At 72.7% G+C, this 22,186-nt stretch carries 22 protein-coding genes and 1 pseudogene; 16 read left to right on the plus strand and 7 right to left on the minus strand.

The genetic code is table 11. The features are described 5' to 3' along the window. Nucleotides 1-130: 130 nt before the first annotated feature. Together AB0761_RS23030 and AB0761_RS23035 are read left to right on the plus strand one after the other, a co-directional pair. On the plus strand, nt 131-334 hold the full coding sequence (locus tag AB0761_RS23030) for a hypothetical protein (protein WP_377271017.1): 204 nt from the start codon (nt 131-133) through the stop codon (nt 332-334). A gap of 68 nt (nt 335-402) precedes the next feature. Next, complete coding sequence (locus tag AB0761_RS23035; RefSeq protein WP_377271018.1) at nt 403-972, plus strand: hypothetical protein; 570 nt, start codon at nt 403-405, stop codon at nt 970-972. Nucleotides 973-1,054: 82 nt separating this feature from the next. Here AB0761_RS23035 and AB0761_RS23040 read toward each other — a convergent pair whose 3' ends face one another. Next, nucleotides 1,055-1,588: a GNAT family N-acetyltransferase gene (locus tag AB0761_RS23040; RefSeq protein ID WP_377271019.1), complete on the minus strand. Its 534-nt coding sequence runs from the start codon at nt 1,586-1,588 to the stop codon at nt 1,055-1,057. Between the two features lie 136 nt (nt 1,589-1,724). Between AB0761_RS23040 and AB0761_RS23045 the strand changes: the two genes are divergently transcribed. Further along, nucleotides 1,725-3,368, plus strand: coding sequence for a serine/threonine-protein kinase (locus AB0761_RS23045; protein WP_377271020.1), 1,644 nt, complete (start codon nt 1,725-1,727; stop codon nt 3,366-3,368). A 48-nt stretch (nt 3,369-3,416) separates the two neighbouring features. Here AB0761_RS23045 and AB0761_RS23050 read toward each other — a convergent pair whose 3' ends face one another. After that, complete coding sequence (locus AB0761_RS23050) at nt 3,417-4,631, minus strand: beta-ketoacyl-[acyl-carrier-protein] synthase family protein (RefSeq protein WP_377271021.1); 1,215 nt, start codon at nt 4,629-4,631, stop codon at nt 3,417-3,419. Nucleotides 4,632-4,897: 266 nt separating this feature from the next. Here AB0761_RS23050 and AB0761_RS23055 point away from each other — a divergent pair, with 266 nt between their 5' ends. From AB0761_RS23055 to hutI, 6 genes and pseudogenes are all read left to right on the plus strand, one after another. Continuing rightward, nucleotides 4,898-5,302, plus strand: coding sequence for a hypothetical protein (locus AB0761_RS23055; protein ID WP_377271022.1), 405 nt, complete (start codon nt 4,898-4,900; stop codon nt 5,300-5,302). A gap of 126 nt (nt 5,303-5,428) precedes the next feature. After that, the gene (locus AB0761_RS23060; RefSeq protein WP_377271023.1) at nt 5,429-5,794 is read left to right on the plus strand and encodes a hypothetical protein; all 366 of its coding nucleotides are present in this window, start codon (nt 5,429-5,431) and stop codon (nt 5,792-5,794) included. A 184-nt stretch (nt 5,795-5,978) separates the two neighbouring features. Continuing rightward, nucleotides 5,979-7,648 (plus strand): annotated as a pseudogene (gene hutU, locus AB0761_RS23065) (urocanate hydratase). A gap of 51 nt (nt 7,649-7,699) precedes the next feature. Then, nucleotides 7,700-8,896, plus strand: coding sequence for an allantoate amidohydrolase (locus tag AB0761_RS23070; RefSeq protein ID WP_377274275.1), 1,197 nt, complete (start codon nt 7,700-7,702; stop codon nt 8,894-8,896). Continuing rightward, nucleotides 8,887-10,248, plus strand: coding sequence for a formimidoylglutamate deiminase (locus tag AB0761_RS23075; RefSeq protein WP_377271024.1), 1,362 nt, complete (start codon nt 8,887-8,889; stop codon nt 10,246-10,248). Before AB0761_RS23070 ends, AB0761_RS23075 begins: the two co-directional genes overlap by 10 nt. A gap of 11 nt (nt 10,249-10,259) precedes the next feature. Continuing rightward, the gene (gene hutI, locus AB0761_RS23080; RefSeq protein ID WP_377271025.1) at nt 10,260-11,429 is read left to right on the plus strand and encodes an imidazolonepropionase; all 1,170 of its coding nucleotides are present in this window, start codon (nt 10,260-10,262) and stop codon (nt 11,427-11,429) included. A gap of 110 nt (nt 11,430-11,539) precedes the next feature. On the opposite strand, the gene AB0761_RS23085 is transcribed toward hutI, so the two are convergent. Next, complete coding sequence (locus AB0761_RS23085; protein ID WP_377271026.1) at nt 11,540-12,469, minus strand: RNA polymerase sigma factor SigF; 930 nt, start codon at nt 12,467-12,469, stop codon at nt 11,540-11,542. Nucleotides 12,470-12,628: 159 nt separating this feature from the next. Between AB0761_RS23085 and AB0761_RS23090 the strand changes: the two genes are divergently transcribed. Together AB0761_RS23090 and AB0761_RS23095 are read left to right on the plus strand one after the other, a co-directional pair. After that, nucleotides 12,629-13,060, plus strand: coding sequence for an STAS domain-containing protein (locus tag AB0761_RS23090; RefSeq protein WP_377271027.1), 432 nt, complete (start codon nt 12,629-12,631; stop codon nt 13,058-13,060). A 140-nt stretch (nt 13,061-13,200) separates the two neighbouring features. Then, nucleotides 13,201-13,719 (plus strand): ATP-binding protein, encoded by a 519-nt coding sequence (locus AB0761_RS23095; protein WP_377271028.1) that lies wholly within the window; start codon nt 13,201-13,203, stop codon nt 13,717-13,719. 77 nt (nt 13,720-13,796) lie between these two features. Here AB0761_RS23095 and AB0761_RS23100 read toward each other — a convergent pair whose 3' ends face one another. Next, entirely contained in the window at nt 13,797-15,305 is a 1,509-nt protein-coding gene (locus AB0761_RS23100) for a peptide MFS transporter (RefSeq protein WP_377271029.1), read from the minus strand. Nucleotides 15,306-15,668: 363 nt separating this feature from the next. Between AB0761_RS23100 and AB0761_RS23105 the strand changes: the two genes are divergently transcribed. Together AB0761_RS23105 and AB0761_RS23110 are read left to right on the plus strand one after the other, a co-directional pair. After that, on the plus strand, nt 15,669-16,340 hold the full coding sequence (locus AB0761_RS23105) for a response regulator transcription factor (RefSeq protein ID WP_055591110.1): 672 nt from the start codon (nt 15,669-15,671) through the stop codon (nt 16,338-16,340). A gap of 8 nt (nt 16,341-16,348) precedes the next feature. Then, nucleotides 16,349-17,593 carry an ATP-binding protein gene (locus tag AB0761_RS23110; protein WP_377271030.1) on the plus strand — a complete coding sequence of 415 codons (1,245 nt, stop codon included), beginning with the start codon at nt 16,349-16,351 and terminating at the stop codon, nt 17,591-17,593. Between the two features lie 7 nt (nt 17,594-17,600). On the opposite strand, the gene AB0761_RS23115 is transcribed toward AB0761_RS23110, so the two are convergent. Next, nucleotides 17,601-17,846: a hypothetical protein gene (locus AB0761_RS23115; protein ID WP_377271031.1), complete on the minus strand. Its 246-nt coding sequence runs from the start codon at nt 17,844-17,846 to the stop codon at nt 17,601-17,603. Between the two features lie 17 nt (nt 17,847-17,863). Next, on the minus strand, nt 17,864-18,136 hold the full coding sequence (locus AB0761_RS23120; protein WP_377271032.1) for a GtrA family protein: 273 nt from the start codon (nt 18,134-18,136) through the stop codon (nt 17,864-17,866). Between the two features lie 260 nt (nt 18,137-18,396). On the opposite strand from AB0761_RS23120, the gene AB0761_RS23125 reads away from it, so the two are divergent. From AB0761_RS23125 to AB0761_RS23135, 3 genes are read left to right on the plus strand one after another with little or no spacing between them, the layout of a single operon-like run. Beyond that, nucleotides 18,397-19,548, plus strand: coding sequence for a 5-(carboxyamino)imidazole ribonucleotide synthase (locus tag AB0761_RS23125; RefSeq protein WP_377274276.1), 1,152 nt, complete (start codon nt 18,397-18,399; stop codon nt 19,546-19,548). Between the two features lie 49 nt (nt 19,549-19,597). Further along, a complete protein-coding gene (gene purE, locus AB0761_RS23130) occupies nt 19,598-20,095 on the plus strand; it encodes a 5-(carboxyamino)imidazole ribonucleotide mutase (RefSeq protein WP_055590453.1) in 498 nt (165 codons plus the stop codon). Nucleotides 20,096-20,100: 5 nt separating this feature from the next. Continuing rightward, nucleotides 20,101-21,297 carry a dipeptidase gene (locus AB0761_RS23135; protein WP_377271033.1) on the plus strand — a complete coding sequence of 399 codons (1,197 nt, stop codon included), beginning with the start codon at nt 20,101-20,103 and terminating at the stop codon, nt 21,295-21,297. A 359-nt stretch (nt 21,298-21,656) separates the two neighbouring features. Here the strand turns inward: AB0761_RS23135 and AB0761_RS23140 are convergent, their stop codons facing one another. Further along, nucleotides 21,657-22,112 (minus strand): RrF2 family transcriptional regulator, encoded by a 456-nt coding sequence (locus tag AB0761_RS23140; protein ID WP_377271034.1) that lies wholly within the window; start codon nt 22,110-22,112, stop codon nt 21,657-21,659. Between the last annotated feature and the right edge of the window lie 74 nt (nt 22,113-22,186).

Below are 22,186 nucleotides of genomic sequence, written 5' to 3' on the forward strand. Positions count from 1 at the left end.
CCTGGAGCGCACGTCAGCAGGACGGCCGCGGCGGGCTGCCGGCCGGTTCGGACGGCCACCGCGCGGACGCCGGGTGCGAGGCGGCCCGCAGCCCGCTGCGGCCGGCCCGGGGCTGCCCGTCGTGGCGCCGATGACCGCGTACCCGGCCTGGGCCGGGCCCGAGACCGTCAGCAGCGGCAGGGCCGCCCGTGGCCGGCCCTGCCCCGAGGGGACCGTCGCCCGGATCAGCGCCGCGCCCGGCTGGACGCCACCCACCCCGGACAGCGGTCGGCGCCGCACCGGCGGCCGGCGCCGGCTGCCGGACACCGGTACGCACCCGGCGGCACCCAGCTGATTCTCAGACAACGGGGTTAGCCTCCTCAGCCGACGTCGAGACAGCCGAGTGGGATTCGGGAGGCAGCTATGCGCGGGCCGTATGCACTGGCCAGGGTCACCGTGGTGCGGGCAGCCGTCGCCAGGGCGATGGTGTGGACGGGGGTGCTGGGCGCGGTGGCGGGGGCACTGGTCCCCACGCTCGTCCCGCGGCTGCCCGCGACCGTGGCCGGCGCCGGGCTGTTCGTGGCCGCGGCGGTGTACGGAGCGGTCCGCCGCCGGGCCTGGTGGCGCAGCCGGGCCGCCGCCGCGCAGCGGGCGCCCTTCACGGTGACCGTGGAGCCTGCCCGGCTCACCCGCCGCCGGCACAGCGCTGACAATGGCCTGCGGATGCTCGCCGGACTGCTGGTGCTCGCCGGGGCGGGCCTTGCGGCCGGCCCCGCGGCGGGGATGGCGGTGGCCGGGCTCGGTGCCGGGCTGCTGCTCTCCGTGCGGCGCCTGGCCCGCTGGGAGCGCAGCCGGGAGGTGCTGTTCTGGGCGTCCACCGACGACGGGTGGCTGCTCGGCCGCAGGTCCGCGACCGGGCCCTGGTCCAGCACCGGTCCCGCCGCCGGACGGGTGCGCCCGGTCGTCCGGCCCGCGGGGAGCGCCCGGCGGTGAGCGCTGCGGTCTGATCCGCGCCCGAGCCGCCGGTCAGGTGGACATCCGTCAGGACCGCGCTGCGGATGCCGCCCGTCGCCGGTCAGCGGCTGAGCCGCTGGATCACCTCGACACCGCACTGGGCGGGCGCCTGGGGGCCTTCGTCCGGGAGGCGCACCACCTCGGTGAACCCGGCCCGTTGTGCGACCGCGCCGCTGGCCAGGTTGGCCGCGTCATGGTGGATCTCCACCCGCTCGGTGCCGGGCAGCGCGCAGGCGGCCTCCACCAGGGCATGGACGGCGGTGGTGGCCAGGCCCCGCCCGGTCCACCGCGGATCCAGCCAGTAACCGATCTCCAGCCCGCCGGGGCCGATCCGGCGCATCAGGGCACAGCTGCCTATCTCCTCGCCGTCGCAGGTGATGGCGTACTGGTAGGCCTCACCGGAGGCCCACTGCCGCTCGCACTCCGCGACGTAGGCGGCAGCGGTGGCCGCGCTGTGCCCGGCGGCCCAGGGCATCCAGGGCAGCAGATGGTCGAGGGCTTCGGTGACGATCCGGTCCACGACGGCGGCGTCCTGGGCGCGCCATCGGCGCAGCAGGACGGCGCCCCGGGCCAGGGTCTCGGGGGGATGCTCCATGCCGGTCGATCTTGTCCGCCAGGGCGTCCCGTGGCAACCGGATTCCGGTGGTCGGGTGCGCGGTGCGGGGCGGATATCCTCCGGCTGCCGGGCCGTTCGGGCCGATCGGCGGGTGTACACGGGGAGGACGGGGCGGATGGCTGAGCTGGCGGACGGGGACCCCCGGAAGGTCGGCGGGTATGTGCTGCTGGGCCGGCTGGGGGCGGGCGGGATGGGCCAGGTGTATCTGGGCCGCTCGCCGGGGGGCCGTACGGTGGCCGTGAAGGTGATCCGGCCGGAGCTCTGCGACGATCCCGGTTTCCGGGTGCGGTTCCGCCGGGAGGTGGCGGCGGCACGGGCGGTCAGCGGGGGGTTCACGGCTCCGCTGGTGGACGCGGACACCGAGGCGGAGCGGCCGTGGCTGGCCACGTCCTATGTTGCCGGGCCTTCGCTGCAGGAGGCGGTGGACCACTACGGCCCGTTCGGCGGTGCCGCCTGGCGGACGCTGGCCGCCGGGCTGGCGGAGGCGCTGGTCGCGGTGCATGCCGCGGGGCTGGTGCACCGTGATCTGAAGCCGTCCAATGTGCTGCTGGCCGCCGACGGGCCGAGGGTGATCGACTTCGGTATCGCGCGCGCCGCCGACGCCACTGCCCTCACCGGCACCGGCCACATCATCGGATCGCCCGGCTATATGTCCCCCGAGCAGGCCAACGGCCATGCCGTGGGCCCGGCCAGCGACGTCTTCTCGCTCGGCGCGGTCCTGGCCTTCGCGGCAAGCGGCCGCGGACCCTTCGGTGACGGCCCGTCGCCTGCGGTGCTCTACCGGGTCGCCCACAACGAGCCGGCGCTCGACGGCGTCCCGGAGGAACTGCGGCCGCTGCTGGACGGACTGCTGGCCAAGGATCCGCAGACGCGTCCGGGCCCCGCCGAGGTGCTGGCCCGGTTCACCGCGGGCGGTGCGGCGGAGGCCGGTGCGGCCTGGCTGCCCGCACCGGTCGCGGCCGATGTGTCGGACCGCGCGGACCGGCTCGCCGCCCTGGACCGGGCCCCGACCGTCACCGCCACCGTCGCCCCGGCCGCACCGAGAGGCGCGGAGATACCCCCGGTACGTCTGGGCGGCGCCCCGGCCGCAGGGCCGGGCGGACGCTCCCGCAGGCGGCTGGCCCTGGTACTGGCCGGTGTCTTTGTGGCGGTGGCGACGGCAAGCGGGGCGGGCGTGTGGGTGCTGCAGCGCCGCGATGTCGGCGGCCGCGTCGGCGCCCAGGGAGCGCCCCCCGCGTCCTCGCACAGCTCCGGGCCGACCGGGCCGGCCGCCTCTCCGGGACAGACCGGGTCCGCCCCCGCCTCGCCCGCGGCGTCGGACTCCGCCTCGCCCGCGGCGCCCGGGACCGGTGGCGGAGGGTCCGTGCAGCAGTGGCAGGCCGGTGAGCTCACCCCGTTCCTGGGGATGTGGAACTCCCATGCGATGCGTCTGACGGTGGAGGTGAACGGGGTGCTGGAACTGGACTACCGCACCTACCGCAGCTGTCCGCCCGGCGCCCCCACCAGCGGCAGTGGCAGCGCCGCGTGCGACTCCACCGACCCGGTCACCAATGTGGTGCGGCTCGGCGGCCATGCGGAGGGCGTCATCAAAGCCGTCAAGGGCCCCACGGCCACCGCCATCTGGGGGTCGGGCAATCCGGACTACCCGCAGGGCGGCACGGTCGTCCTGACCTACGACCGCGCCAATGACGCCCTTTCGGTGGGCGACAAGGGGCTGTTCTGCGGCCCCAAGGCCCCGGCCGGCTACTGCGGGGCCTGACCGCACCACCGGTGCCCCCGGGCCGGCGGTGGTGCGGCGCGGGCCGGGTCAGGGCGCGGCGGTGAGGACCAGTGAGGCGTTGTGGCCGCCGAAGCCGAAGGAGTTGGTGAGGGCGGCCCGCGGCCGCACGGTGCGGGGGCCGCCGGCGACGACGTCGAGTCCCACCGCCGGGTCCGGGTCGGTCAGGTTGCGGGTGGGCGGGACGACGCCGTCGCGTACGGCGAGCAGGGCGGCGAGGGCGCCCGCGGCTCCGGCGGCGCCGAAGAGGTGGCCGGTCATCGACTTGGTGGCGGTGACGACCGGATGGGTGCCCACGGCCTCGGCGATGGAGCGGGCCTCGACCAGGTCGCCCAGCGGGGTGGAGGTGGCGTGCGCGTGGATGTGCCCGATGTCCAGGGGGCCCAGCCCGGCATCGGCCAGCGCCCGCCGCATGGCGCGGACCTGGCCGTCCTGGTGGGCGGCGGTGATGTGGTGGGCGTCCGAGGTCACCGCGGCTCCGGCCAGCGTCGCATGTGCCCGTGCCCCCCGGGCGGCGGCGAACTCGGCCCGTTCCAGCACCAGCAGCACCGCGCCCTCCCCGATGACGAAGCCGTCCCGGCCAGTGTCGAAGGGACGGGATGCCTCCTGGGGTGCGTCATTGCGTGTCGAGTGGGCCTTGGCCTGGGCGAACCCGGCCAGTGGCAGCGGGTGGATGCAGGCCTCCGCGCCGCCCGCGACCACCACGTCGGCCCTGCCGAGCCTGATCAGGTCCATCCCCAGGGCGATGGCCTCGGCGCCGGAGGCGCAGGCGCTGACCGGGGTGTGGGCGCCGCCCTTGGCACCCAGCTCGATGGAGATCCAGGCCGCAGGGCCGTTGGCCATCAGCATGGGCACGGTGTGCGGGGAGACCTTGCGGACGCCGGAGGCCTCCAGGATGTCGTCCTGCCCGAGCAGGCTGAGCGCACCTCCGGTGCCGGTGCCGACGACCACCGCCAGCCGTTCGGGGTCCACCGCCGGGCGGCCCGCGTCGGCCCAGGCCTCGCGTGCGGCGACCAGTGCCACCTGCTCGCAGCGGTCCATCCGGCGGGCCTGCACCCGGTCCAGCACCGTGGTGGGTTCCACCCTGAGCCGGGCGGCGATCCGCACCGGCAGCTCCTGGGCCCAGTCGTCGTCCAGGGAGACGATGCCGGACTCCCCGGCCAGCATCGCGGCCCATGTGGAGGGTGCGTCGCCGCCCAGCGGGGTGGTGGCTCCCAGACCGGTCACCGTCACCTGTGCAGTCATGTTCGCTCCTGTCCGTTTCCAACAACAATCGACACCCTGTCAGTCGGCCCCAGGGCGCGGAGCTGCTGTTGTGTACGGACTTCATTGCGAAGCTCTATGGGTTTCCTACCAATGTCCGCGGCGAGGAGGTGTGCTGCCGCGGCGGGGTGCCCGATGGGCCGATCGGCCCATTTCGGAATGCGGGGCAGGTCGGTTCATGGTTTGGCGGATATCTCAACGTATAACCGTTATGTCGTGGCCAGGAACCTGTGGGGAGCGCGAGGGACATGAGGCGAGTCGCACGGGCTGGTGCTGTCGCCGGGGGCGTTCTGGGGCTGTTGGCCGTGACGGCGCACGGCGCCGCGGCGCAGGTCGGCGAACCGCGGCAGTCCTTGCTGTCCGCGGTGGTCGGCGCCGACCTCGGCTCCCTGGCCTCGGTGACCTCGGGGGTACTGTGCGGCCCGCTGGTCGGGGTGACGTACAAGGCGCCGGTGGAGTGCGTCAACGGGGCGATCCACAGCGGCAACAGCCTCAACAGCGGGAACTTCATCAACCACGGGAACCCCAACAACAGCGGCAATCTGTCCAGCGTCAACGGCTCCTCCAACGCGGCCAACTCCGTCTCCGGCGACGACCTCAACAGCGGCAACACTGTCCAGGCCGTGCGAGGGGTGCACGGCCACCACGGATAGGGCGGCGGCTGGCCGTTCGGGTGAAGACGGGGGCTGGGACGTTCCGGATGCCGTGGCCGAGGTAGGCATGCCCTCGCCGATTCCGCCCTGCTTCGCTTCCGGGCGGTGGGAGAACAGGAGGGCGCGATGAGACGAGTCGCGCGATGTGCCGTGATGATCGCCGGGGCCGGTGGCCTGATCCTTTCCGGGGCAGCGCCTGCCATGGCGTCCTGGTCGCCCTGGTCACTGGGGCAGTCGTGGGGCTGGAACAACAGGCCCACGATGGACCTCGACTCCGATGTGTTCTGCCAACCGGACCAGTACATCTGCGCCAACGGCCCGGTGAACAGCGGAAACCTCAAGAACAGCCAGAATGTCGAGATCAAGGGGGATGCCAACGACTCCGGCAGCCACGATAACGTCACGGGCTCCCTGAACAGCGACAACTCCGTCGAGGGGACTGCCATCAACGGCCGTAACAACATCCAGAACATCGGGACGCGCCGACGCTGACGCCTCCCACCGGACGCCCGTCCGCCGCCGGTCACCGGCCGGCGGGCGGGCGTCCGGCGCTTTCGGCCCGAGGGGGCCGGGGCCCCTGGCCGACCGGATGATGATTGGATACATTCACTCGCGGAAAGTGTGAATGGATCCATCCATTCCGCCGGAGGGCGGAGCAACAGGGAGGTCGAGGCGCATGACCCAGCAGCAGAGCGGTCCGCGCGAGGTCAGGGCGCCGCGGGGCGCCGGGCTCACCACGCAGGGCTGGCAGCAGGAGGCCGCCCTGCGGATGCTCATGAACAACCTCGACCCCGAGGTCGCCGAGCACCCCGGGAAGCTGGTCGTCTACGGCGGCACCGGCAAGGCCGCCCGCGACTGGCGCTCCTACGACGCCATCGTCCGCACCCTGCAGACCCTCAAGCAGGACGAGACCCTGCTGGTGCAGTCGGGCCGCCCGGTGGGCGTGATGCAGACCCACGAATGGGCGCCGCGGGTGCTGATCGCCAACTCCAACCTGGTGGGCGACTGGGCGAACTGGGAGGAGTTCCGGCGGCTGGAGCAGCTGGGCCTCACCATGTACGGGCAGATGACCGCCGGGTCGTGGATCTACATCGCACCCAGGGCATCCTCCAGGGCACCTATGAGACCTTCGCCGCCGTCGCCGCCAAGCGGTTCAACGACACCCTGGCCGGCACCATCACCCTCACCGCAGGCCTCGGCGGCATGGGCGGCGCCCAGCCGCTCGCCGTCACCATGAACGGCGGCGTGGCCATCTGCATCGACTGCGACCCCAGCCGTATCGCCCGGCGCATCGAGCACCGCTATCTGGACGTCGAGGCCGACAGTCTGGCCCATGCGCTGGAACTGGCCACCGAGGCCCGCGACAAGCGGCAGCCGCTCTCCATCGGCCTGCTGGGCAACGCCGCCGACCTGGTGCCGCAGCTGCTGGCGATGGACGCCCCCATCGACATCGTCACCGACCAGACCAGCGCCCACGACCCGCTGGCCTATCTGCCCATCGGCGTCGACTTCGAGGACATGGCCGAGTACGCGGCCGCCAAGCCCGCCGAGTTCACCCAGCGGGCCCGGGAGTCCATGGCCGCGCACGTGGAGGCCATGGTCGGCTTCCAGGACCGCGGCGCCGAGGTCTTCGACTACGGCAACTCCATCCGCGGTGAGGCCCAGCTGGCCGGCTACTCCCGCGCCTTCGCCTTCCCCGGCTTCGTCCCGGCGTACATCCGGCCGCTGTTCTGCGAGGGCAAGGGCCCCTTCCGCTGGGCGGCGCTCTCCGGCGACCCGGCCGACATCGCCAAGACCGACAAGGCGGTGCTGGACCTCTTCCCGGAGAACGAGTCCCTCGCCCGCTGGATCCGGATGGCCCAGGAGCGGGTGCACTTCCAGGGCCTGCCCGCCCGTATCTGCTGGCTCGGCTACGGCGAGCGCGACAAGGCCGGCGAGCGGTTCAACGACATGGTGGCGAGCGGGGAGCTCTCCGCACCCATCGTCATCGGCCGCGACCACCTGGACTGCGGCTCCGTGGCCTCCCCCTACCGGGAGACCGAGGCGATGCTCGACGGTTCCGACGCCATCGCCGACTGGCCGCTGCTCAACGCCATGGTCAATGTCGCCTCCGGCGCCTCCTGGGTCTCCATCCACCACGGCGGCGGCGTCGGCATCGGCCGCTCCATCCACGCCGGCCAGGTCACCGTCGCCGACGGCACCGCGCTGGCGGGCGAGAAGATCCGCCGCGTCCTGACCAACGACCCGGGCATGGGCGTCATCCGCCATGTCGACGCGGGCTACGACCGGGCCGCGGAGGTCGCGGACGAGCGCGGTGTGCGGGTGCCGATGCGCGAGGAGGGCTGAGTGCGTTCCACCGAGGAGCGGCTCGGCGCCGCCGGCGACGCCTATCGGCGGATGTGGCGGGACCTGCTGCCCGTCGGCCGCCACGGCGCCACCGGCGGCTACCGCCGCCACGCCTGGAACAGCGCCGACGCCGAGTGCCGGGCCTGGTTCGAGGAGCAGGCCCGGGCCCGCGGCCTGGCCTGCGAGACGGACCGCAACGGCAACCAGTGGGCGTGGTGGGGCGACCCGCAGGCCGGCGACGCCGTGGTCACCGGCTCCCACCTGGACTCCGTGCCCGACGGCGGCGCCTATGACGGCCCGCTCGGGGTGGTCTCCGCGTTCGCCGCGGTGGACGCCCTGCGGGAGCGCGGCGTCCGGCCCCGCAGGCCGCTCGCCGTGGTCAACTTCGGCGACGAGGAGGGCGCCCGCTTCGGCGTCGCCTGCGTCGGATCACGCCTCACCGCAGGCGTGCTGACGCCCGATCAGGCCCGCGCGCTGACCGACGCGGACGGGGTGCGGCTCGGCGACGCCATGGAGCGCGCCGGCCGCGACCCGGACGCCATCGGCCATGACGCCGAGCGGCTCGCCCGGATCGGGGCGTTCGTGGAACTCCACATCGAGCAGGGCCGGGCGCTGGGCGACCGCGAGGTGGGCGTCGCCTCCGCGATCTGGCCGCACGGCCGCTGGCGGTTCGACTTCCACGGCGAGGCCAACCACGCCGGCACCACCCGCCTCGCCGACCGCCACGACCCCATGCTGACGTACGCCGCCGCCGTGCTCGCCGCCCGCGAGCAGGCCGCCGCCACTGGATCGCTGGCCACCTTCGGCCGGGTCGCCGTGGAGCCCAACGGCACCAACGCCATCGCCTCCCTGGTGCGCGGCTGGCTGGACTCCCGCGCCCCCGACCAGGCCGCGCTGGACGCCACCGTCCAGGCTGTCCGGCGTGCCGCCGAGGAGCAGGGGGACCGCGACGGGGTGCGCGTCCTGCTGACCCGGGAGTCGGTCACCCCGGTGGTCGACTTCGACGCCGCGCTGCGCGACCGCCTGGCCGCGGCGATCACCGCGGCCACCGGTCGCGAGGTGCCCGCACTGCCCACCGGCGCGGGACACGACGCAGGCATCCTCTCCGCCGCCGTGCCCACCGCCATGCTGTTCGTACGGAACCCCACCGGCGTCTCGCACTCCCCGCACGAGGCCGCCGAGGAGGCCGACTGCCTCGCCGGGGCCGCGGCACTCACCGACGTCCTGGAGGAGCTGGCATGCCGGTGACGACCGCCTACTGGGCCGAGTACGCATGGCTCCAGCGGCCCGGCGGCAGCACTCCCGCCGTGGAGCGGCAGGTACTGGTCACGGTCGGGGGCGACGGCACGATCAGCGCCGTCACCCCCGACGCGGGGCCCTGCCCGGACGGCGCCGTCCGGCTGGGCGGACTGCTGCTGCCGGGCATGGCCAACGCCCACTCCCACGCCTTCCACCGGGCGCTGCGCTCCACCGTCCAGGTCGGCTCCGGCACCTTCTGGACCTGGCGCGACCTGATGTACCGCTTCGCCGCCGCGCTGGACCCGGACCGCTATCTGGCGCTGGCCACCGCCGTCTACGCGGAGATGGCCCTCGCCGGCATCACCTGCGTCGGGGAGTTCCACTACGTCCACCACAACCCGGACGGCACCCCCTACGCCGACCCCAACGCCATGGGCGAGGCGCTGATCGAGGCCGCCGCCCGGGCGGGCATCCGGATCACGCTGCTGGACACCTGCTATCTCTCCGCCGGCTTCGGCGCCGCACCCGAACCGCACCAGCGGCGGTTCAGCGACGGCGACGCCGACGCCTGGGGAGCCCGCGCCGCGCTGCTGAAGGACCGCCCGCACGCCCGGATCGGCGCCGCCGTCCACTCGGTACGGGCCGTCCCCGCGGACCAGCTGGGCACCGTCGCCCGCTGGGCCGAGGAGCGCCGCAGCCCGCTGCACGTCCACCTCTCCGAGCAGACCGCGGAGAACGACGCCTGCCGCGACGCCCACGGGGTCACCCCCACCCGGCTGCTCGCCGACCACGGCGTCCTCGGCCCGCGCACCAGCGCCGTGCACGCCACCCACCTCACCGGCGAGGACATCGGGCTGCTGGGCGGCTCCGGCACCGCCGTCTGCATGTGCCCCACCACCGAACGGGACCTCGCCGACGGCATCGGCCCCGCCCGCCGGCTGGCCTCCGCGGGCAGCCGGATCACCCTGGGCAGCGACAGCCACGCCGTCATCGACCCCTTCGAGGAGGCCCGGGCGCTGGAGCTGGACGAGCGGCTGCGCACCCACCGCCGGGGCCACTGGACCGCCGCGGCGCTGCTGCGCGCCGCCACCGAGGACGGCCATGCCTCCCTCGGCTGGGAGCGGGCCGGCCGGATCGAGCCGGGAGCGCCGGCCGACTTTGTCGCGGTCGCCCTGGACTCCGTCCGGACCGCGGGACCGGAGCCCCGGTTCGGCGCCGAGACCGCGGTCTTCGCCGCCACCGCCGCCGATGTCCGCGACGTGGTGGTGGGCGGCCGCCCCGTCGTCCGCGACGGCGTCCACCGGCTCGTCCCCGATGTGCCCGCCGCGCTGCGGGACTCCGTGGCCGCACTGCGCGACTGAGAGGCAGCCCCATGACCACCACCCTGATCACCGGCATCGGCAGCCTGGTCACCAATGACCCGGCACACGGCACCGGTCCGCTGGGACTGCTCACGGACGCCGCCGTGGTCCTGGAGGACGACCGGATCGCCTGGGTCGGCGCCGCCGACCGGGCTCCGGCCGCCGACACCGTCCACGACGCGGCCGGCCGCGCCGCACTCCCCGGCTTTGTGGACTCCCACGCCCATCTGGTCTTCGCCGGGGACCGCACCGCGGAGTTCAACGCCCGGATGTCGGGCCGGTCCTACAGTGCGGGCGGCATCCGCACCACCGTGGCCGCCACCCGGGCCGCCTCCGACGCCGAGCTGGACGCGGGGGTCGCCCGGCTGGTCCGCGAGGCGCTGCGGCAGGGCACCACCACCGTGGAGTGCAAGTCCGGCTACGGCCTCACCGTCGAGGACGAGGCCCGAGCCCTGCGGATCGCCGCCCGCCACACCCCGGAGACCACCTATCTCGGGGCCCATGTGGTGGCCCCCGAGTACGCGGACGACCCGGCCGGCTATGTGGACCTGGTCACCGGTCCCATGCTGGACGCCTGCGCCCCGCACGCCCGCTGGGTGGACGTCTTCTGCGAGCGGGGCGCCTTCGACGGCGACCAGGCCCGCGCGGTGCTCGCCGCGGGCGTCCGGCGCGGCCTCGTCCCGAGGGTGCACGCCAACCAGCTGGGCCACGGTCCGGGTGTGCAGCTGGCCGTCGAACTGGGCGCGGCCTCAGCGGACCACTGCACCCATCTGGACGACGCCGACGTGGCGGCGCTGGCCGCCTCGGACACGGTCGCCACGCTGCTGCCCGGCGCGGAGTTCTCCACCCGCGCCCGCTACCCCGACGCCCGCCGGCTGCTGGACGCGGGCGCCACCGTGGCGCTGTCCACGGACTGCAATCCGGGCTCCAGCTTCACCAGCTCGATGCCGTTCTGCATCGCGGTCGCGGTCCGTGAGATGGGCATGACCCCGGACGAGGCCGTGCACGCCGCCACGGCCGGCGGCGCCCGCGCGCTGCGCCGCACCGATGTGGGCGCCGTCACCCCCGGCGCCCGCGCCGATCTGGTGCTGCTGGACGCGCCCTCCCACGTCCATCTGGCCTACCGCCCCGGTGTGCCGCTGGTCTCCGCGGTCTGGCGCGGCGGTGTACTGCACGGCTGAGGCCGCGCGGCCCCGACGGGCAGCGCCGGGAGACGCGGGCGACCGCGTCTCCCGGCGCAACAGTGCGCGCCGGACCTGCGGAGGTCCGGGACGGCCTGGCGGTACCGGGCTCACTCCTCCACGAGGAGCCCTGCCCGCAGCCGGGTGAGGGTGCGCGAGAGCAGCCGTGAGACATGCATCTGGGAGATCCCCAGCTCCGCGCCGATCTCGGACTGGGTCATATTGCCCACGAAGCGCAGCGAGAGGATCTTCCGGTCCCGCTCGGGCAGCTCGGCGATCAGCGGCTTGAGGGACTCGCGGTACTCGATGCCCTCCATGCCGTGGTCCTCGTAGCCGATGCGGTCGGCCAGTGCGCCCTCGGTCTCGTCCTCCTCGGGCTGGGCGTCCAGCGAGCTGGCGGTGTAGGCGTTGCTGACCGCCATGCCCTCGATGACCTCGTCCTCGGGGATGTCCAGCTTGTGGGCGAGCTCGGCGACGGTCGGGGCGCGGTCCAGCTGCTGGGCGAGCTCGTCGGTGGCCTTGGCCAGGTCGAGCCGGAGTTCCTGGAGGCGGCGCGGTACCCGGACCGCCCAGCTGGTGTCGCGGAAGAACCGCTTGATCTCGCCGATGATGGTGGGCATCGCAAAGGTGGGGAACTCCACCCCGCGGTCCATCTCGAAGCGGTCGATCGCCTTGATCAGGCCGATCGTGCCGACCTGGACGATGTCCTCCATCGGCTCGCTGCGGGAGCGGAACCGGGAGGCGGCGAACTTCACCAGGGCCAGGTTGAGCTCGATGAGGGTGTTCCGCACATAGGCGTGCTCGTGCGTGCCCTCCTCCAGGGTCTCCAGCCTGCGGAAGAGGACCTTGGACAGGGCACGTGCGTCCAGCGGGCCGACCTTGTCCGCGGGCGGGATCTCCGGCAGGTCGTCCAGCGCGGCCGGGCGGCGGCCGGGCGCTTCCGGTACCTCTGCGGTCGCCTCCAGCTGCTCCAGGACTGTGGTTCGTGCCGTCTCCGACGACGCGTCGACGGGCCGCGTGGCGTCGAGCTGGGCTGCCATGGGTGCTGCTCCTCCCTCGGGTGGGATGCGCATGGCTGGCTGCCATGCCACCTCCGTGTACGGACACCTCTTGTTCCTGCCTACCCCTACTCTCTGGGAGGATGCAAGCCGAGTTCATCGCCCGGGCAGATGGGGGATGATGGCGCCGGGAGGTCATTGATGGACCGTGGATCAGCCGGTGTGCCCGGCTCGGAGGGCTCCGGGGGCGACATCCTGGGCCTGACGCCGAGGGGTGTCGCAGGGGCTGCGGAACCGCGGCTGACCGTCGCGGTGCGGACGGTCGGCGGCAGTGCGGTGGTGGCACCCTCGGGCGAGCTGGACCACGACACCGCAGACCTGTTGAGGGACCCTCTGGAGCGCAGCCTCGACGCCGGCCTGGGCCGGATCGTGGTCGACTGCTCCCAGCTGCTGTTCTGCGACTCGACGGGGCTGAATGTGCTGCTGGCCGCCCGACTGCGGGCGCAGGAGCTGGGCGGCGCGGTCCATCTGGCGGCGATGCGCCCGGCAGTGGCGCGTGTGTTCGAGATCACCGGGGCCGATGCGGTCTTCCGGTTGCACGACTCCCTCGACGAGGCGCTGGCGGAGCAGTAGATGTGCATCCGTCGGCAAAGTGCGGGCAGGAGTGCCAGCAGAGTCCGACCGGGGCGGGTCGGGCACGGGTGCGCGGCGGTGACGGCGCCGGCCGTGCGGGTGCCGCCGCGGTGTGGGACGCGTGTGAACGGAGGGGCGGCATGAGCACCATCCGGCCTAGGGTGCCGGAGGATCCACGCACCCCCGGAGAGCGTGGCCCGCGGGTGTCGTTGCCGCCGGGCGGGCAGGTGCGGCGACTGGCCCTGGTGGGGACGAGGGGCGTGGTGGCGCGGAGCCGGGACTTCACCCGGGGGGCGTTGCAGGACTGGAACTGGCTGCCCGCCGAGGACGACGAGTCGTTGGCCGTCTCCGAGGATGTGCTGCTGGTGGTCTCCGAGCTGGTGACCAATGCCTGTCTGCATGCGGGCGGTCCGCAGGAGCTGCTGCTGCACTGCACCGAGGACACCCTGCGGATCGAGGTGGCGGACGCCAATCCGGTGCATCCGGAGCCGCGCAAACCCCATGAGCGCGGCAAGCCGGGCGGCCACGGTCTGCACATCGTGGGCCGGCTCAGCCGCCGCTGGGGCGTGGCGGGGCGCCCGCCGGACGGCGCGGACGGGGCGACCGGGCACGGCAAGACGGTCTGGGTGGAGCTGGACGCCCCCTGGGTGCGCTCCTGACCGCGGACATACGGCCGGGGCCGGTACGGAGATCTCCGTACCGGCCCCGGCCGCTGTGCGCTGTGCGCTGTGCCGGGTCAGCGCACATTGCCCATCAGGCCCACCACCTTGCGCCGGTACATCACCACGGCGACACCGGCGAGCAGGGCCAGCACGCCCTGGAAGGCGAAGTAGGACTGGCTGTCGATGTTCGCGCCGGCCAGCTGGACCAGTGCGGTGACGCAGTCGCCCGCGGTGACCGCGAGGAACCAGACGCCCATCATCTGGCTGGCGTACTTCTGCGGTGCCAGCTTGGTGGTGACCGACAGGCCCACCGGGGAGAGGCAGAGCTCACCCACGGTCTGGATCAGGTAGACCACCGTCAGCCACAGCGGGCTCACCCTGGTGCCGTCCGAGGCGGCGGCCTGGGCCAGCATCATCACCAGGAACGACGCGCCGATCAGCAGCAGCCCGTAGGCGAACTTGACGGTGGTGGTCGGCTCCTTGGCGCGCCGGGCCAGAGCCACCCACAGCCAGGCGAAGACCGGGGCCAGAGCCATGATCATCAGCGGGTTGAGCGACTGGAACCAGCTGGCGGGGAAGCCGAGGCCGAAGAGGGTCGAGGAGGTGTTCTGCTCCGCGAAGATGTTCAGCGTGGAGCCGGACTGGTCGTAGATCATCCAGAAGATGGCGGCGGCCACAAAGAACCAGATGTAGCCGGTCATCTTGGACTGCTCTTCGGCGTTCAGGTCCCGGTCCTGCTTGATGCGGAGCAGGTAGAACGCGGGGATGGCCAGGCCGGCGACGATCAGCGGCCACATGGCCCAGTTGATGGTGAAGTGGCCGGAGAGCACCACGATCGCGTAGAAGACGACCGCGAGCAGCGACCAGAAGCCGGCCTTGCGCAGCAGGCCGTTGCGCTCGGCGGTGGTCAGCGGTGCCGGGATGGCGTCGCTGCGCTTGCTGAGGTGGCGGCTGCCCAGCAGGTACTGGACCAGGCCGAGGGCCATGCCGACACCGGCCAGGGCGAAGCCCAGGTGCCAGTTGACCTGCTCGCCGACGGTGCCGATGGTCAGCGGCGCGACAAAGGCACCGACGTTGATGCCCATGTAGAAGATGGTGAAGCCGCCGTCGCGGCGCGGGTCGTCCGGGCCCTCGTAGAGGTGGCCCACCATGGTGGAGATGTTGGACTTCAGCAGTCCGGAGCCGGCCGCGATCAGCACCAGGCCGACGAAGAACGACACGGTGGCCGGTACGGCCAGCAGGAAGTGGCCGACCATGATCACCGCACCGGCGATGGCCACCGTGCGGCGTGCACCCCAGAGCCGGTCGGCGGCCCAGCCGCCCGGCAGGGCGAGCAGATAGACCATGGCGTTGTAGACGCTGTAGATCGCCGTGGCGGTGGCCAGGTTGAAGCCGAGGCCGCCCTTGGCGGTCGGTGCCACCAGGTAGAGCACCAGCAGGGCCCGCATGCCGTAGAAGCTGAAACGCTCCCACAGTTCGGTCATGAACAGGGTTGCCAGGCCGCGTGGCTGGCCGAAAAAGGTCTTACCGGTACCGCTGTCGGCGATTCGCGGGATGACCGCCTCCGTCGGGGTGGACGCCATGTGTGAGAGCCGTTCCTTGTCTGGCTGTGCGGGACCGGGCGGGGTTGCCCGCCCGTCCCGGGCACCGCGGGCACAGATGTGCCCCGGCGTGACACGGGACTCGACCACTGTACGGCCACCATTCGTGTGATAACGGACTGGAAGGACTATTGATCACGAATAGTGGTGTAGCCGTCCGAAACGACCTTTCTGCGTGAAGTCGCAGGCTCGGCCGAAGATTCTCCTTGGAACACAAGGTCAGAGTGGACAGTCTTTGATGAATCCATACCTGCGCGCAACTCGGCTCCGACGCCCCTGCTGTGCTCCACTTCACAGCCCCCCACGCTCCTGATCGTCGCGGGAGACGCGGACTACCATCGCCCCATGACCCGAGTTCTGCTCGCCGAGGACGACATCGCCATCTCGGAGCCGCTGGCCAGAGCGCTCCGCCGGGAAGGCTACGAGGTGCTGGTGCGCGAGGACGGCCCTGCCGCCCTCGAAACCGGATTGGAGGAGGACATCGACCTCCTGGTACTCGATCTCGGCCTGCCCGAGATGGACGGCCTGGAGGTGTGCCGCAGGCTGCGCGCGGACGGGAAGGGCTTTCCCGTACTGGTCCTCACCGCCCGCGCCGACGAGGTCGACACCGTGGTCGGCCTCGACGCCGGCGCCGACGACTACGTCACCAAGCCCTTCCGGCTCGCCGAGCTGCTGGCCCGCGTACGCGCCCTGCTCCGCCGCGGCACCGTGGACCTCACCACCGGCGCCCATGGAGTGAAGATCGACGTGGAGTCGCACCGCGCCTGGCTCGGCGAGGAGGAGCTCCAGCTCTCCGCCAAGGAGTTCGAGCTGCTGCGCGTCCTGGTCCGGGACGCCGGCCGGGTCGTCACCCGGGAGCAGATCATGCGGCAGGTGTGGGACACCACCTGGTGGACCTCCACCAAGACCCTCGACATGCACATCTCCTGGCTGCGCAAGAAGCTCGGCGACGACGCGGGCAACCCCCGCTACATCACCACCGTGCGAGGCGTGGGCTTCCGCTTCGAGAAGGGCTGACCGGCAGCGTGCGACGCAGGATGATCAACTCCCTGCTGGGCGTCGTCCTGGTGATGGTGGTGGTGTTCTGCGTCCCGCTGGCCCTCTTCGAGAAGCGCACCATCGAGAGCGCCGCACAGGACCGGGCCGGCGCCGAGGCGGTCCGGCTCCTGGGCATCGTCGAGAACCGCATCGCCGCCGGTGAACCGGTCGGCGTGGGGGACCTCAAGGGCCAGGTCACCGATGGCTCCTTCGCCGAGGTGCGCATCCCCGGCCATGGGCCGATCCGGATCGGCAGCCGGCCCGCGGGCGGCGACCCGGTGCGCGCCGCCCAGTCGGGGGGCCGCGGCGAGAGCGTGGTGGTCGAGCACTCCCGGCAGGACGTCCAGCGCGAGATCGGCAATATGCTGCTGATGCTCGGCGTGGTCGCGCTGCTCGCCGTCCAGACGGCCGTGGCCCTCGCCGTCTGGCAGGCCAACCGCCTCACCCGGCCGCTCAAGGACCTCGCCGAGACCGCCGAACGCCTGGGCTCCGGCGACCCGCGCCCCCGCGACCGCCGCTACGGCGCCCCGGAGCTCGACCGGGTCGCCGAGGTGCTGGACTCCAGCGCCGAGCGGATCGCCCGGATGCTCACCGCGGAGCGCCGCCTCGCCGCCGACGCCTCCCACCAGTTGCGCACCCCGCTCACCGCGCTCTCCATGCGACTGGAGGAGATCATCGCCACCGAGGACCCGGCGACCGTCAAGGAGGAGGCCGCGATCGCCCTGGGCCAGGTGGAGCGGCTCACCGATGTGGTGCAGCGGCTGCTCACCAACCAGCGCGACCCGCGCAGCGCCTCCGCGGTCACCTTCGACCTGGACGAGGTGGTCAAGCAGCAGGCCGAGGAGTGGCGGCCCACCCTGCGCGGCGCCGGCCGGCACCTGGAGATCGAGGGCCTGCACGGCCTGGAGGCGGTGGGCACCCCCGGCGCCGTCGCCCAGGTGCTTGCCACGCTGATCGAGAACTCACTGATGCACGGGGACGGCACCGTGGTGGTCTCCACCCGGATCACCGGCACCTCGGTGGTGGTGGAGGTGGAGGACGGGGGCCAGGGCGTCCCGCCGGCGCTGGGCGCCCGGGTCTTCGAGCGGACGGTCAGCGGCCGGAACTCCACCGGCATCGGCCTGGCCGTCGCGCGCGACCTCGCAGAAGCCGACGGCGGCCGCCTGGAACTGCTGTCCCTGCGGCCGCCGGTCTTCGCACTCTTCCTCGGCCGACCGGTCAAGGAGCGTTAGCCGCCGGTCAGGCCTCCGCGGCGGACTGCGCGGGCTGGTGGCCGGCCAGTGCCAGCGCGGGTTCACCCTCCGCTTCGGCCGCGGGCTCCTCGAGCTGCGGCAGCGCCCGGAAGACCCAGGTGCGGAAGGAGATGAAGCGGAACATCGTGCCGAGGCCCAGGCCGATCACATTCTTGGCGATGTTGTCGGCCAGTGCCGAGTCGAAGCCGAGCGTGTAGTGGGAGATCCACAATGTGCCGTTCTCGATCACCATGCCGATACCGCTGAAGATCAGGAAAAGGGTGATCTCCCGGGAACGGGCGCAGCATCGCGGTCCCGGTAGACCCAGAACCGGTAGCCGATGTAGTTGGTCCCGATCGCCACGAGCGTCGACAGCACACCGGAACGCACCGGAGCCCAGTGGAGCGCGTGGATGCAGAGGTTGAAGACGGCGAGGTTCACCACAACGCCGAACAGGCCGACCGTGCCGAACTTCATGACCTCGTGGACGAGGCCGCGCAGGCGGGCGCGCAGGCCGCGCGGGGCAGGAGTTGCAGTCGTCATACCGGAACGTCTCCGTGGGTCGGTGATTACGTCATGGTATCCGCGTGCCCGCTGGGGGTCTGCCGCACGCGGATTCAAGCACGGCGCGAACGCCATTGTGACGTCCGGGTGTTTCCCATCGGTTCCCGCCCCCTCACTCCGCGCGCGGAAGGCCTCCCCGCGGCCCGGCCCGCGCCCCCTCCACCGAGGTGGAGCGGCCCGGCCCGGACCTCTCCCACCGGCGCGGATATCCTGGGGGTGTGACTTTTCCGGTAGTCGGCATGATCGGGGGCGGCCAGCTCGCCCGTATGGCACACGACGCGGGCATCCCGCTCGGCCTCAGGTTCAAGCTCCTCGCGGACACCGCGCAGGACTCGGCGGCACAGGTCGTCAGCGATGTGGTCCTCGGCGACTACCGCGACCTGGAGACGCTGCGGGCCTTCGCCCGCGGTTGCGATGTGGTGACCTTCGACCACGAGCACGTCCCCACCGAGCATCTGCGGGCCCTCCAGGCCGAGGGGATCGCGGTGCGTCCCGGCCCGGACGCCCTGGTGAACGCACAGGACAAGGGCGTGATGCGGGCGAGGCTGGACTCCATCGGCGTCCCCTGCCCGCGCCACCGGATCGTCTCCGACCCGGCGGACGTCACCGCCTTCGCCGCCGAGGGCAAGGGCTCCTCCTCGCCGGAGGCGGGCGATGCGGGGGGCTTCCCCGTGGTGCTGAAGACGGTCCGCGGCGGCTACGACGGCAAGGGCGTCTGGGTGGTGTCTTCCGAGGCCGAGGCCGAGGCGCCGTTCCGCGCCGGGGTGCCGGTGCTCGCCGAGGAGAAGGTCGACTTCGTCCGCGAGCTCGCCGCCAATGTGGTCCGCTCGCCCAGCGGCCAGGCCGTCGCCTACCCCGTGGTGGAGAGCGTCCAGAAGGACGGCGTCTGCCACGAGGTCACCGCCCCCGCACCCGGTCTGCCCGCCGACCTCGCCGCCGAGGCACAGGCGCTGGCGCTGCGGATCGCCGGGGAGCTGGGCATCACCGGCCACCTCGCCGTGGAGCTCTTCCAGACCCGTGACGGACGCATCCTGGTCAACGAGCTGGCCATGCGCCCGCACAACTCCGGCCACTGGTCGATCGACGGCGCGGTCACCTCCCAGTTCGAGAACCACCTGCGCGCCGTCCTGGACCTGCCGCTGGGCGACCCCCGCCCGCGGGCCCCGTGGACGGTGATGGTGAACGTCCTCGGCGGCGACTACCCCGACATGTACGCGGCCTTCCTGCACTGCATGGCCCGCGACCCCGGCCTGCGTATCCACATGTACGGCAAGGACGTGAAGCCGGGCCGTAAGGTGGGCCATGTCACGGTCTTCGGCGACGACCTCGAGGATGTGCGCGAGCGGGCCCGCCACGCCGCCGCCTACCTCCGCGGGGACATCACAGAGTAGAGAAACAGGACGCAGAGTGAGCAGCGACCAGCCCGTCGTCGGCATCGTCATGGGATCGGACTCCGACTGGCCGGTGATGGAGGCGGCCGCCAAGGCACTCGACGAGTTCGAGGTCCCCTACGAGGTCGATGTGGTCTCCGCGCACCGCATGCCGCGCGAGATGATCGCCTACGGGGAGAACGCCCACAAGCGCGGGCTGAAGGCCGTCATCGCCGGGGCCGGTGGCGCCGCCCATCTGCCGGGGATGCTGGCCTCGGTCACTCCGCTGCCGGTCATCGGCGTCCCGGTGCCGCTGAAGTACCTCGACGGCATGGACAGCCTGCTCTCCATCGTCCAGATGCCTGCCGGGGTCCCGGTCGCCACCGTCTCGGTGGGCGGGGCCCGCAACGCGGGGCTGCTCGCCGTACGCATCCTCGCCGCCTTCGACAGCGACCTCGCCGAGCGGATGACGGACTTCCAGGCCGAGCTCAACAGCCAGGCCACCGAGAAGGGCAAGAAGCTGCGCGCCAAGGTCGCGGGCTCCGGCGCCTTCGGCTTCGCGGGCTGACGGCCGTGGCGGAGACCGACGCCGGACTGCTGGACCGGGCGCGAGCACTGCTCGCCGAGGCACCCGTGGTCGACGGGCACAACGACCTCCCCTGGGCGCTGCGCGAGCAGGTCCGCTACGACCTGGACGCCTGCGACATCGCCCAGGACCAGAGCCACCGGCTGCACACGGACCTGCCCCGGCTGCGCGCCGGCGGAGTGGGCGCCCAGTTCTGGTCGGTGTACGTCCGTACCGACCTCGCCGAACACACGGTCAGCGCCACGCTGGAGCAGATCGACGTGGTGCGCCGACTGGCCGAGCGCCACCCCGCCGACCTGCGGCTCGCATTCACCGCCGACGACATGGAGGCCGCCCGCGCCGAGGGCCGTATCGCCTCCCTGATGGGTGCCGAGGGCGGCCACTCCATCGACTGCTCGCTGGCCACGCTGCGCGCCCTGTACGCCCTCGGCGTGCGCTATATGACGCTCACCCACAACGACAATGTGCCGTGGGCCGACTCCGCCACCGACGCCCCCGCCGCAGGGGGACTCACCGCCTTCGGTGAGGAGGTGGTCCGGGAGATGAACCGGCTGGGCATGCTGGTCGACCTCTCCCATGTCTCCCCCGACACCATGCGCGACGCCCTGCGGGTCAGCGAGGCCCCGGTGGTCTTCTCGCACTCCTCGTCCCGCAGCGTCTGCGACCATCCGCGGAACATCCCGGACGACGTCCTGGCCCAGCTGCCCGCCAACGGCGGCGTCGCCATGGTGACCTTCGTCCCGAAGTTCATCCTGCCCGAGGCCATCGACTGGACGAAGCGCGCCGACGCCAACATGGCCGAGCACGGCTTCCACCCGCTGGACACCACCCCCGCGGGGATGGAGTGCCAGCGCGCCTTCGAGGCCGCCGACCCCCGGCCCGTCGCCACCCCCGCCACCGTCGCCGACCACCTGGACCGGATGCGGGAGATCGCCGGGGTCGACCACATCGGCATCGGCGGCGACTACGACGGCACCGCCTTCACCCCGGCGGGCCTGGACGATGTCTCCGGCTATCCCAACCTGCTGGCCGAACTGCTGCGACGGGGCTGGTCCGAGGCCGACCTCTCCAAGCTGACCTGGCACAACGCGGTGCGGGTGCTGCGTGGTGCGGAGGAGGCCGCCCGCCGCGCCCAGGCGCTGCGCGGCCCCTCCATCGCCACCATCGACCAGCTCGACCGCTGAACCCGCAGGGACCTCCGGCTTCGCCTCTCCCGTGCCCCGGACGTTCCGGGGGCACGGGGGCAGCGCCCATGAGCCGCTGACCCACTGACCGGTGGCCCAGTGGCCCGGTGGCCCGGTACTCCGGGACCGGGGCCTGTGGGGTCCGGTCGGGCGGTCAGTCCTGGCCGAGCCAGAGGTCCGGGCCGAAAACCTCGTAGCGCACCGCCGATGCCGGCACTCCGCGGCGCAGCAGACCACCGCGGACGACGGGAGCGGACTCGGTGGAGAGCACGGCGGGCTCGTTATTGGTGAATGATCTTCCAGTTTTTGCGCAGGGCCGTGTCGCCAGGTGTCCCGGGTGGCGGGGTGGTTCGGAGGCGTCAGTCGGGGGTCAGTCCGGGGGGTCTGTGCGTCAGCCCGACCAGTATCGGTCCGGTCGGTGAGGCGACCAGGTCCTGGACGGTGAGTTCGTCCAGTGCGGCATAGAAGGCCTGCTGGGCGGTCCGCAGCGCGCCGCGGAGCCGGCATCCCCCGCGCAGCGGGCACGGGGTGTCGCCCTCGCAGGTGACGACCTCCTCGTCCCCTTCCAGGGCGCGTACCAGCCAGCCGACCGAGGCGCGCAGTCCGAAGCCGGTCAGCTCCAGCCCGCCGCCCCGCCCTCGCCGCGCCTCCAGCACCCCGAGGTGCTGCAGCCGGGACACGGCCTTGGCCGTGTGCGTGTACGGTGCGGCGATCGCCTCTGCCACGTCATTGGTGGTCAGGGGCTCGCCCTGCGCTGCTACCGCCAGGCGCATCACCGTACGGAGCGCCAGGTCGGTGAACTTCGTCAACCGCACGACTTGAGGCTATCGAATAGGTATCTGAGGTTCGTATTAAAGCTGCCGGTGAGCGCTGCGCAGTCCGTCACGCC

The organism is Peterkaempfera podocarpi (assembly GCF_042466665.1).
Classification (GTDB): Bacteria; Actinomycetota; Actinomycetes; order Streptomycetales; family Streptomycetaceae; genus Peterkaempfera; species Peterkaempfera podocarpi.